Annotated in this window: 13 protein-coding genes and 1 tRNA gene; 2 read left to right on the plus strand and 12 right to left on the minus strand. The window is 42.8% G+C overall.

What is annotated here, in order from left to right:
- Positions 1–138: 138 nt before the first annotated feature.
- From DP_RS16705 to DP_RS19160, 4 genes are all read right to left on the minus strand, one after another.
- Positions 139–597: a hypothetical protein gene (locus tag DP_RS16705; protein WP_011188656.1), complete on the minus strand. Its 459-nt coding sequence runs from the start codon at positions 595–597 to the stop codon at positions 139–141.
- Between the two features lie 138 nt (positions 598–735).
- Positions 736–1,374: a hypothetical protein gene (locus DP_RS07205; RefSeq protein ID WP_011188657.1), complete on the minus strand. Its 639-nt coding sequence runs from the start codon at positions 1,372–1,374 to the stop codon at positions 736–738.
- A gap of 535 nt (positions 1,375–1,909) precedes the next feature.
- Positions 1,910–2,233, minus strand: coding sequence for a hypothetical protein (locus DP_RS07210; protein ID WP_041277745.1), 324 nt, complete (start codon positions 2,231–2,233; stop codon positions 1,910–1,912).
- A gap of 424 nt (positions 2,234–2,657) precedes the next feature.
- Positions 2,658–3,200, minus strand: coding sequence for a YkgJ family cysteine cluster protein (locus tag DP_RS19160; RefSeq protein WP_407637895.1), 543 nt, complete (start codon positions 3,198–3,200; stop codon positions 2,658–2,660).
- Here DP_RS19160 and DP_RS18510 point away from each other — a divergent pair.
- Positions 3,107–3,301, plus strand: a complete 195-nt coding sequence (locus DP_RS18510; protein WP_228130179.1) for a hypothetical protein — start codon at positions 3,107–3,109, stop codon at positions 3,299–3,301. The two genes, DP_RS19160 and DP_RS18510, sit on opposite strands and share 94 nt — an antisense overlap.
- Positions 3,302–3,894: 593 nt before the next feature.
- A complete protein-coding gene (locus DP_RS07225; RefSeq protein WP_011188661.1) occupies positions 3,895–4,206 on the plus strand; it encodes a hypothetical protein in 312 nt (103 codons plus the stop codon).
- 115 nt (positions 4,207–4,321) lie between these two features.
- Here DP_RS07225 and DP_RS16710 read toward each other — a convergent pair whose 3' ends face one another.
- From DP_RS16710 to infC, 8 genes are all read right to left on the minus strand, one after another.
- Positions 4,322–5,437 carry a restriction endonuclease gene (locus DP_RS16710; RefSeq protein ID WP_049785029.1) on the minus strand — a complete coding sequence of 372 codons (1,116 nt, stop codon included), beginning with the start codon at positions 5,435–5,437 and terminating at the stop codon, positions 4,322–4,324.
- Positions 5,438–5,838: 401 nt separating this feature from the next.
- A tRNA-Pro gene (locus DP_RS07235) sits at positions 5,839–5,916 on the minus strand.
- A 575-nt stretch (positions 5,917–6,491) separates the two neighbouring features.
- Positions 6,492–6,785 (minus strand): integration host factor subunit alpha, encoded by a 294-nt coding sequence (locus DP_RS07240; RefSeq protein ID WP_041277748.1) that lies wholly within the window; start codon positions 6,783–6,785, stop codon positions 6,492–6,494.
- Positions 6,778–9,228 (minus strand): phenylalanine--tRNA ligase subunit beta, encoded by a 2,451-nt coding sequence (pheT, locus tag DP_RS07245; RefSeq protein ID WP_011188664.1) that lies wholly within the window; start codon positions 9,226–9,228, stop codon positions 6,778–6,780. The genes DP_RS07240 and pheT overlap by 8 nt, the downstream gene beginning before the upstream one ends.
- 24 nt (positions 9,229–9,252) lie before the next feature.
- A complete protein-coding gene (gene pheS, locus DP_RS07250) occupies positions 9,253–10,269 on the minus strand; it encodes a phenylalanine--tRNA ligase subunit alpha (protein WP_011188665.1) in 1,017 nt (338 codons plus the stop codon).
- Positions 10,270–10,484: 215 nt separating this feature from the next.
- Positions 10,485–10,841 carry a 50S ribosomal protein L20 gene (rplT, locus tag DP_RS07255; RefSeq protein ID WP_011188666.1) on the minus strand — a complete coding sequence of 119 codons (357 nt, stop codon included), beginning with the start codon at positions 10,839–10,841 and terminating at the stop codon, positions 10,485–10,487.
- A gap of 101 nt (positions 10,842–10,942) precedes the next feature.
- Positions 10,943–11,140, minus strand: coding sequence for a 50S ribosomal protein L35 (gene rpmI / locus DP_RS07260; RefSeq protein ID WP_041277749.1), 198 nt, complete (start codon positions 11,138–11,140; stop codon positions 10,943–10,945).
- 206 nt (positions 11,141–11,346) lie between these two features.
- Complete coding sequence (gene infC, locus DP_RS07265; protein ID WP_083818944.1) at positions 11,347–11,892, minus strand: translation initiation factor IF-3; 546 nt, start codon at positions 11,890–11,892, stop codon at positions 11,347–11,349.
- Positions 11,893–11,985: the final 93 nt, after the last annotated feature.

Below are 11,985 nucleotides of genomic sequence, written 5' to 3' on the forward strand. Positions count from 1 at the left end.
GTTTAAAGCTTCAATCGCTTTTTTGTCCACCCAAAACGTTAACATCATTACTTCAGTGCCCTTATACTCCGACCAATTTTTGATCTTTCCCCTGCTCTCTCCCCTGTATCCTCCAATGCTCTATGTTATAAGAAAACATCATCGAACAATGCTCGCAACTTCTATTTGTGCAACAAGGCCCCATGGGGTTAATAATTTTATTGTATTTATTGTGTATTTAGCACTTTTATTAAGTGCATTTATATCTCGTGTAACACAATTAATTAAACCCCACCCATCTTGGTGTTTCCAATAATTTGCTCCCGCATTTATTACTTTAATATACGAAAGCTCATCTGTTATTTTTTTGCCTAGCTTTAAAGCATCATCTTTTCTAACATCTAATTGAGGGTATGTGCTTGAAATATATCGTTGAATTAGTGAAAACCCTACACCGATAAAATATTCACCTTTGTCGCATAATCTATCTGAATCAGGATCAGCAGAAAGGCTTATTTCATTGTTAATAGCTTTAACTTTAAAATCAAGGTGTTCTAGCATTTCTGTAAGAAAATAGAAATCACTGTCAGCAAACTCTTTTCCAATTTTGAGATACATATAACAGCTCCGTACACTGAACTATAGATAAGCCTAACGCTTCGTTAACTGGCGCATAGGTTGCTATTGTTTTTACTCTTTTTCTTTTGCAAAAACGATGACAGCCGTTTACGTGTCCGCGTTTAACGACTTGTTGTATCAATGGCTAATGATTTCAATTAGTATTTCTCCGTACTTATTTTTTGTGTATATAACCCCACCTGAATCTTCTTCTCCAGCTACCCCACCATCAATGCCGCCGAAGCTTAAAAAACCTACTTTATAAAGCTCTCCAGCAGTAAGTTGGTCATTTGGACAACCATTTGAAAAATCAACGATGTACTTTAAATCACCATAAAATGAGCGCTCAATCATCAGGCATATACGAATAGTTTCATCATAATTACATTGATTCATGAAAAGACGTTCAAATACTTTTGCGTACAATTCGAATTTCCTTGAATCATCAGCTTTTTCAATAAGAGATAATACAGTTTCTCCAAATCTTTCTCGTTGTTCAGCCTCAAGCATTTCCTCAGCAATAAACCGAAGCCGCGCCTCCTCATTAGTTTTATTTAGCTCAGATAGGAAACGGATAAGTTTTTTTACATACTGCCTTTCTTTTACCGCAATACCAGTCTTGAAAATAGCTATGGCAGAACCTACTATTGGAATGTCCTTTAAAAAACCATTTTCCAATACGGAATCTACCGCTATCTCAGCTAGGTTAGTTCCAGTACCTTCAAGCTTTTGTCCCATAGTTTGGACTATCGATTCTTCTAATTTCAATTCACTCATAGTAACTCTAGATTTAAGTTATTCACTTATGGATATAACGCTAAGTTGAGCGGCGCCGATTACGGCGTTCGAGTGCAGGGCGCGAACGCACTGTTAGCCTGCACTTAAAACTGGGCTTATTTCGCTCTCCCTAGTGGTTATTGACAGGCCAGCATCATCTTTCAGTTTGATAGGTTTAGTCGAATAGCACATTTACCATATGCCTAACATTGATTGATATCGAAAAAAGACTTTTTATAACATATTGTTGGCCTAAAGATGCTGTTTTTTAGTTGACCCAAACAGTAGGTTCGCGCCCTGGTTCGAGTGCTGCTTTCAGTCGAGCAGCTCGAACGACTGGTTAGATGTTTTTATAATTTATCTGGTTTTTTAATCATTTCTTTTTCATACTGTTGAATTAGATTTTTATTTATACATTCTTGTACATTACGAGTAAGAGAATATAAGTTTTTTTCTGATCTAATAGGCAAATCTAAAGCAAATTTAGTTAAATGTACTGACAGCGTTTTGTGATTTTTAGATTTTAATTGTAACGTTAGGTTAGATTTTTTTTTTCTAAATGACAAATTATTTCATACTGATGTTGTCTTTTTTGAAACTCTGGCTCTTCATTGGAGGAATTTTGCAAAACACTGTTAGATGCATGATAGTTTAATAAGACTTGATTGATTTGTATGAGCAATGCTTCATCTTGCTTTTTTTTATTAATTGACTCTTGATTTCTTTGGGCAAAAAACTTTCTCCCACAGCCAATAATGCACCCAGAATTATATATAGTAGTTCCATTTTTTACACCTAACAAGTTATTCTTCACTTTCCTGATATCATCCCAAATCACAATTTGATAATGCTTTTTCATCCATGATCCTGCCAGCCTTACCAATCAACTTACAGCACTCCAACCTAAGCGCCCACGGCTACCCTCCTTACAAAGGGGTGTGCTAACAGTCTCCAACCACTGTCCTACACTATTACTTTTTTATGAGCAATAGTTAAGCACCTTTAGGTGTACGTGCGGGGTCCGCTACGATTGGTTGGCGAAGATTATGCAGCAACATCGGGATAAAAATGAAAAAGAGAGGCACGGGTGTGGAATGGATGGGGCCATTGCCTATGCTGGCAGAAGAAACAGATTGTTACAAGGGTTGGGCTGCGATAAGGCCCGCAGCACCGGGCAATTGGGGCGCAGCGGAAAGCTATCCACCCACTATATGCCATAAATCGGTTTTCTTCTTCAGCTTGAGTGCTGTTGTTATGCGCTTTTTAGAAGTCCAGTAAGGTTGTCATAGTTTCCACGGCCTAAACTTTTGATCAGCCCCAAATAGGAGTAAGCCGGACGTAAGATCATTACCAGACGGGATTTGGAGTCGTTTACTCAACGACCGAAGAACCTTATCGACACGTTTAGGTGGTTCCAAAAGGAATGTTTTACCTTCTGGTGTGGTACATAAAGATGGACTCGTAAGACTATGGTACGCCCTGCATAAGACAGGTCGTTGCTCATATATCCTGCAGGTTCGATTGAAAAGTAGCGGACATGGCTTACCTTCTTGCGATAGCTTATAGTGAGCTTCATATATCACTGGATGGTCGCTTGGAATAGTAGTTATTCCAGGTTCTAGAAGAGCCTGAACTGCTTTCTGAAATTCGGAAGCATACTCAACAAGAAGTTTGTGGATATCTTTGTAGTCCTCAAATTGTCGTATCCTACGATAGAGAGATATGATCTCAAATGAGTAAAGCCCTCGGACTGGCTGTTTACAGCATCGATCACAAGTTAAATGGCAGGCGATTTCAAGGTTTGCTTCGACGGTATTGTGGTAAATATAATTATCATAAATACTGTAAAACTCTTGAAGCAATTCGAAGAACTCGTCAGGCAACCAACCAGTTACTGCAAAATTATCGATCTCATGAACAGTATTAAGTTTGTTTGCCGCGACCACCATGCAATCAGTAAGCTGACGAGATTCATCATCATTAAGGGTTGGTAATTTTATTGGTTCATGCATGTGTACCCCCAAAACTCCATTCGCATAAAAAAATATCGTCCAGAAACGGGATATCTTTCAGCCGAAGTCAACCTGACAAGGCGATTTCTATCCTGATAATATGCTGTTAACCTGACGCCATTCAATAAAGAGCAATAACCGGACAATCTCCCGCATGAGCCAGATTTTTTTCTGGCCTTGCCTGACCCAACCGCCGACAAATACAGACCTGCATCCACTATGGATGATATCAAAAAAGCAACATCAACTCAAAGAGGTCTGGCTTCTGCAAGCATACAGCCACACCCGCAGACAGGGCTATCGGCCAACATCTTATCCTCTCATAGGGAATATTCAGAAGCGCACCTCTAATCAGGTAACAGGAAGACGATGCAGGTTGTCTTATACGGCAGGGATAGGGAGAAGGCGGCCAGCATGCTGATTAAAATAGTATCAGGGGCAAGCAGGGGACTGTGCTACAGGTAGGTATGTTCATATAGCACAGAATTCTACATATGGAGGGCACAGGGTGCCAAAAGAAAGTAGGGCGCTCACAGGACCTCTTAGCGGGTATTACGAGGCAAAAGGATGCCCCAACCATGAACATTCTGTTGAGGTGTTGCTGGTCGGAGTGCCACCAAGGGAAAGTATTTGTACCCCATTTTGTACCCCGTCGATATTAGCTCTTATTCCGTCTTATAATAATCCAAAACCTATATTGATACGCAAGAGGGATAAAAGATTTTTCAAGGGAGGAATGGGGTGGGAGTGGGCTGTTTTTTGTGCATTTCCTGCACCCTCTGCACTTAAAACAAAAAAGGACCTACAGCAAAAACTGTAAGTGCTTGAAATCGTTTGTCGGAATGAGAGGATTTGAACTTTCGATCTGTTGTCTAGATCCCTGATAAGGGTGTGGCTTTTTGGGGGAATGGAAAAAATCCGTGAAGCAGATCTTTTTATTTGATGCTGATGAGTTGTAAAAAATCATTTTTGTAAGTGACTGGGTATCCTTTTGCTATTATCGTCTTTCCGCTTTGATCCCGCCATGTGTATTCCTTATTGTTACTGAGATAGAGATATACAAGTTTTGTGTATCCTTTAGCAGGTATTTGATATCTGTTGTAGGCACAGTAGGTATTGCCTTTGGCAGTTGTCCATGCACAGATTTCAGTGGTTTCTGCTAATGTTTTTATTTCCGGTTCCCTTTCTGCTTGGTGAAAAGCAGTTTTTTGAGATTTTTCTGTTATGTTTGGCTGTGGCGTGACATTTTGCACAGATGGTGCTACTTGAATTGAATGCTTAGTGGGTGGCTGTAGCTGTGAAAATCTTGGTAAAAAAAGGGGAATTGCTAAAAATATGACCAAGCAACATGTTGCAATTATAGTCTTTTGTTGCCATGTGAAGCTCTGCTTTTTAGGTTGATTCTGGTCATATTGTAATGTTGTCCCATCAATCAAAACTACCCCAGATAAGCGAGCAAACTCTATTGCTTCATGAGTAAATGTTCCTGACGTGACTACAAATGCACCATCTAAATGGTGAGCCTGCATAACACCGTATATTTCACGGATAACAGTAACTCCTACTCGATAGACCTTCCAGTGTTTGCACTGAACAATATATTTTTTCTCGTCTCTTTTTAGCCAAACATCAACCCCACCATCAGAACTTTGCTTGATGTTGTTTTTTACCCTGTAGCCTTGATTTTTAAAATATTCTCCTGTGAAATATTCGAAATCTTGCCATGTTAATTCGGTCACAGATTCTTTTTCAAAAGCAGTTTTAGTTGCTCTTTTGTAGAGAAATTTTTTGAACAATGACTGGATAGCTCCAATAACAAGAGAAAAAGGCACGACAACTTGTCCAAATATAGCAATTGTTTGTAGAACACGAGGCAGGATAGAGGCAAAGAGCCCCTCTATTCCCATTTGAGGCGGGGGAAGTGGTTTTATTGCAAAGTAATGCAGCAAGGTAAAAGAAAGAAGTGCACAAACAAGGTAAAGCCACCAAGGAAGGTCTGAGAAACAAAGGTCTATAAAATTTTCTAGTGTACTTTTTCTTTTATTTGACATAAGCAATCAAACGATTCATCCAGGTCGTGGCTGACCTCTAGCCAAGACTTTTCGATAGAAACTTTTCGCATTGTTAACTTGATTTCGTAGAGATCTTCCTCTGCAATGTTAGAAGAAAGTATGTCGGCAATACTCCCTATCCCTTCAAGTAAACTTCTATTTATGGTTGAGAATTTCATAGCCTAATAATATACATGTTGGAGCTATCCTGTCAATATATGGAGGAACGTTAAGTGTGGATGAATATTTTCTATAGGGTGGTTAATACGGGTATTTTGAAGAAACAATGGGTGGGGAGGTGAGAACGAGTGTTTTTTGTGCGTCCTCTGCACTTATCTTGCACGTAAAACAAAAAAAGGGCCTTAAAAGCTTTATCAGCTCTTAAGGCCCTATGCAAATAATGGTCGGAATGAGAGGATTCGAACCTCCGGCCCCTTGTCCCCCAGACAAGTGCGCTAACCAGGCTGCGCTACATTCCGACACAGGAGTTTTTTACCATTTGTGGTCCTGTAAGTCAATAGAATATTAGTCCTTATCGAGGAGTTTTTTCAGGTCGTGCATCTCCCTTTGCAAATCCTGTAAATTTTCTGAATATTTGGCAAATGGCTTTGGCCTTTGGTGGGCGATGAGAGGGGCGGTGATGGCCAGCTGGGAAGGTGTTGCAAAGAACCTGCTGTGTGCCTTGGTAATGGTGAAAGCACGGTGATGAAGGAGATCCTGGGGATGGAGAATGAGATTTATCTTTTCATGGGGTTAGAGGCCTTGACCTGAGCGGTTAGGTCTGGAGTGAGAGCAGGAAATTGAGACTTCCAGTAAGGCAGGACATGGGTGGAAGCCAGCAATTTTAGCTACCTCACCAATCTTAAAATATGGCTTAGTGGGGATTTTTATTGCCAAGGTCCATAAAAATCTGAAAAAAGGGATAATGAGCTTATTCGTTATCGGCAAAATAATTATACAGAAAAAAGAAGAGGTGGAGCAAGAGGGGGGAAACCGTGTATGGAGCTTTCAGTTGAAAGCTCCATACACAGGGATGGTGCAGTAAGAAAGAGATCTACTCGTTAACTTGCTCTCTGAGCTTCTTACTTGGACGGAAACTAACCGCCTGGCGCTTGGTGATGGTGATGGGCTCACCGGTACGTGGGTTACGACCGGTACGTGGTGCTTTATCACGAACGGTGAAGGTACCAAAATGTACCAACTTGATGGACTCACCTTCAATTAAAGCATCTTTCATTTTTCCCAAAAAGCTATCAACGATCTCGGAACAGATGTTCTGAGAATAGCCAAGTTGTCCTGTGAGTTCTTCGGCTATTTCTTTACGGGTTAAATTTGTTTGGTCATGCATCTCGGAAACTCCCTCCAAATCGATCTGTCAGTAAACTTACTATTTTTGAATGGGATTTTTCCACATTTTTTTCAGTAAGTGTCTTTGTTTGAGAGCGGTAGGTAATAGATACCGCAACGCTCTTATATCCTTTCTGGATCTTGCCGCCCTCGAATACGTCAAAAATCTCTGCGTATTCCATGAGCTTGTCTCGGCTTGACCGCACTGTAGCAAGTAATTCACCTGCGGATATGCTTGCTGGCACAACCAGAGCAATATCACGCTTTACTGCAGGGTACACAGGTAGTGAACTAAAGGCTTTGGTTTGTGGGCTAAGCGCGCAGAGCGCATCAAAGTTGAGGTCGAAATAGTAAACCTCGTGTTTGATACCGAAGCTTTTCAACACCTCTTCTTCGACCTTTCCGATGGTACCAAGTACATTGGGGCCAAGGTGAATGGTAAGGGCATAGTCTTGTGTTGAAAAAGGCTCACGCGCACCTTCAGGCGGTACTGTAAACTCGATTTTCTCATTATTTGCAAGGTCTGTGAGTCCCATTTCTGATAAAATAAACTCAACAGTGCCTTTTGCATCGAAAATATCGACATTTGCGCTCTTAAAATAAAGCGAAGAGCTCTCTCCAAATTTGTTGCCGGAGAGGACACCTGTGATGCACTGACGCTCAATTGGCTGAACATCCTCACCCTGGGCGAGGAATATCTTACCGATCTCAAAAAGTTTTACTGCAGTCTTTTGGAAGCTGATGTTACGTTTTACATTCTCAAGCAGACTCGGTAGGAGGCAGGCCCGCATAACGGCCTGTTCTTCGCTGAGAGGGTTGAGAAGGGTGACTACCTTGCGACGGTAGTCCTGCTCGCTGAGTTGAAGCATGTCAGCATGTTGAGCAGTGACAAAACTATAGTTAATGGCCTCGTTGAAGCCTATTCTGGTAAGTTTTAGGGCAAGAGGATAACGCTTGAGGCGGTCGTCGTCCTGCTCCGGGTAACTTAGAGCTACCAGTGGGGTTGCGGTGGGCACATTGTCATAACCATAGATTCTGGCAATTTCCTCCACCAAATCTGCCTCGCGCTCGATATCGATACGAAAGGTTGGAGCGGTGACCAGCAGGATATCCTCATTCTCAGGATCCTTCTCCACCACCATTTCAATGGAGGTGAGCATTGCCGTCAGTTCTTCTCCGCTAAACTCAACGCCAATAAGGGAAGAGGTTCTGGATATAGAAAATCTTTGCACTTCAACGGCTTTCTTGCCATCGTAGTTGTCGATGCCTTCAGAACAGAGGGCTCCGCCCGCAATCTCGGCGATGAGCTCTGCGGCCCGATCAAGGGCATTAACAACCCCACCCGGATCAACACCACGCTCGAAGCGATATGATGCCTCGGAGGGGAGTTTGAGGTTTCTGGCAGTCTTACGTACAGAGACGGGGTTGAAACAGGCACTCTCTAAGAGGATATCGGTACTTTCAGCATCGATCTCGGAGTTTGCCCCACCCATAACGCCGGCTACGGCAATGGGTTTATCGGCATCACAGATGAGAAGCATCTCGGCGCTGATTTCTCGCTTTGTGCCATCAAGGGTAGTGATTTCTGTCTCATTTTCTCTTGGCAGACGGACAACAATCTTGTTACCAGCGACCTTCTTAAAGTCAAAGGCATGCAGGGGTTGACCGTATTCGAGCATAACAAAGTTTGTGATATCAACGATGTTATTAATCGGACGCATGCCCACAGAAACAAGAAGTTTACGCAACCACCAGGGTGATTTGCCAACCGTTACGTTTTTGATGAGCTTGGCCGTATAACGTGGACAGAGTTCAGATGACTCCACCTCTACGCTAAAATCACGAGACTCTGCCTCTATCTGTCGATCCTTTACCGGGATCTGCAGAGGGCGACCGATCTTACCGGCAATTTCCCGGGCAGTACCAATAACAGAGGCACAGTCAGGACGATTGGGGGTGAGATCTACTTCGATAAAGGTATCGCTGAGTTCCATGGCGTCGATGAATCGCTGACCATGGGCCATGCCCTCGGGAAGCTCCATGATACCATCGTGGTCTTCACCGATACCCAGCTCACGCTCAGAACAGAGCATGCCTGCTGAGGCAATACCACGTACCTTGGATTTTTTGATTTTAAAGTTACCGGGGAGTACAGCACCTGGTAGGGCTACGGTAACGGCAAGTCCCTCGCGAACATTCGGGGCACCACAGACAATTTGGTGAGTATCGTCACCAACCTGTACCTGACACAGACTTAACTTGTCTGCATCGGGGTGTTTTTCGCAGGAAATTACAAGACCTGTCTTTAGTGCTGCCAGCTCTTCAAAGATTGGCGCAACACTATCAACCTCAAGACCGAGCATGGTCAGCTTGTCAGCTATCTCGGTTGGAGTGAGTCCCGTTGTATCTACATATTTTTGTAACCAGTTAAGCGTAAACTTCATGGCATGTGTATTTTGGGGAAGGTGTTAAAACTGTGAGAGAAAACGTTGGTCGTTTTCGTAAAATAGTCGTATGTCATCGATTCGGTACTTGAGCATGGCAATACGCTCGATACCGAGTCCAAAGGCAAAACCACTGTACACTTCTGGATCATAACCAACCATTTTAAATACTTCTGGGTCAACCATGCCAGCGCCGAGAATTTCCAACCAGCCAGTCTTTTTACAAACGCGACATCCTTTTCCGCCACACATAACACAGGCAATATCAACCTCTGCACTTGGTTCGGTGAATGGGAAGAAACTTGGACGGAATCTTACAGGAAGGTCTTGTTTAAATATTTTTTGCAAAAAGAGGGTGAGGACACCCTTGAGATCGGCAAAGGATATGTTCTTGTCAACCAAGAGACCCTCTACCTGATGAAACATCGGGGTATGGGTGATATCGGAGTCGCAACGATATACCTTACCGGGGGCGATCATGCGCAGTGGTGGATCTTGCTTTTCCATAACCCGAGCCTGCATAGGCGAAGTATGGGTACGAAGCAGGGTGGAGCCACTTACATAGAAGGTGTCATGCATATCTCTGGCCGGGTGGTGAGCCGGGATATTAAGTGCCTCAAAATTATAGTAATCTTGCTCAACATCTGGCCCTTCTGCCACAGAAAAACCCATGGCCTCGAAGATGGCACAAACTTCCTGCATAACCTGAGTTACAGGGTGAAGATTTCCCGCTGCAGGTTGACGACCAGGAAGAGTTAAGTCTGGAAGAGATTGATAGGTATCGGAAGACGAGGTTTGCTGGGAAAGAGAGGATCTCTTCTCTTCAAACTGCTCTTCTAACTGGGCTTTAATTGTATTGGCGAGTTGGCCAAGGCGGGGGCGATCTTCTGCAGGAGCAGATCCAAGCTGACGCATAACCGTAGTAAATAGTCCCTTACGACCAAGATATTTAATACGGAATTCTTCGAGTGATTCACTCGCGCAGATGGCGGTCAGGCTTGCCTTGGCTTCGTTCTCAAGGTTCTGTAGCTCTTGTTCCATAATTCCAGAAAGGTAGTGGGGGAATGTTGAAAATAAATTTTCAAGTAATCCCTTTTTGTTCGATGAATGTCAATGAAACAGCATGCCGGTTCACGGAAAAAACCATGAACCGGCATACACAAAACACACACTATTTGTTGTTTTCAGACAGGAAGCAACAAACTGTAGAGAGGCAAACGTTGAGTTTAAAACCCTACATAAAAGCCAAAAAGCTCTTAAGCGTTTGCTTCCTTAGCGATAACACTCAGCTTGGTGAAAGCTGGAGCATCGAGTACTGCCAAGTTGGCAAGTACTTTTCTGTCAAGCTCAATACCAGCTTTAGCGAGACCACCGATAAATCTGCTGTAGTTGATGTCGTTCATCTTGGCACCAGCATTGATGCGGGTAATCCAAAGACGACGAAAATCTCTCTTACGTTGCTTACGATCACGGTATGCGTAGCAAAGGGCGCGATCAACGGCCTCGGTAGCTGTCTTAAATAGACGCGAACGGGCGCCTCTGTAACCTTTAGCGAGTTTGAGAACCCGATTTCTTCGTCTGCGAGCTTTAAATCCTCGTGTAACGCGTGGCATGAATAAACTCCTTATTCTTCATCCTACAGATAGTTTGTGTAGGAATTATAAACTAAAATCTAATTGTCTCTTTCAGGTACTGCTCAATATTGCTATTGAGATTACATGTAAGGGAGAATTTTCTTAATATTTTTAACATCAGCTGAGGAAACAAGATCAGCCTGACGTAAAGAACGCTTACGCTTGGTAGATTTCTTGGTCAAAATATGGCTGGTAAACGCTTTACCACGCTTAATTCTTCCTGAACCAGTTTTCTTGAAACGCTTAGCTGCGCCTCTATTAGTTTTCATCTTTGGCATGATAAATACTCCTTTGTGCTTCAATAAGCAGTACTGTTGAGAGCGTATTCAAGCAAATGCTGAAGACGGATGAAACATACAACAGCGCTAGTATTATGTGACAATGAGCTTAACGGGGCTCAAACTTATATTCCAATAACTTGCTACCACAAAACAATACCAACCCCTTTGACAAAAAAAGCAGCAAAAGAGTTGGTTCGTCTAATTTATGCTTTGGGGCCCACAAACATAACGAGTTGACGACCTTCCATCTTGGGTCGTTGCAAAATAACTGCCTCGCCTTCGAGAGCCTCAACAACTTTATTCATGGCTTCAAGTCCGATGGTCTGTGAATAGACAATCTCCCGGCCTCGAAAACGCATGGTAAGTTTCACTTTATTTTTCTGAGCTAAAAACTTTTTAACATTTTTAATTTTAAAGTTTAAATCATGCTCATCTGTTTTGGGACGAAACTTAATTTCTTTAGTTTCAACAGTAGTCTGCTTCTTTTTTGCTTCCTGCTGCTTCTTCTTCTGCTCATAACGGAACTTGTCATAGTTCATTACGCGACAGACAGGTGGCTCAGCGTTGTCAGAAACAACTACAAGATCAAGTCCTTCTCCGTAGGCAATTTCTTTTGCCTGGTCGGAGGTCATAACACCGTGTTGTTCTCCGTCACTTCCGATAAGGCGTACCTTAGGGAAACGAACCTTGTCGTTGATCTGTGCTTTGGCTTCCTGTTGAACTGGTGCGTGTCTACCTCGCCTGTTAATAGCTTTACCCTCCTCGAGTCCACGAGTTTATCTTTGTGCTCTGGCTCTTCTAAAGGGAGCCAGCGTGCCTTGTTTGTTTAAAACTATACCTGC

Origin of the sequence: Desulfotalea psychrophila LSv54 (assembly GCF_000025945.1) — a bacterium.
In the GTDB taxonomy this organism is placed as follows: Bacteria; Desulfobacterota; Desulfobulbia; order Desulfobulbales; family Desulfocapsaceae; genus Desulfotalea; species Desulfotalea psychrophila.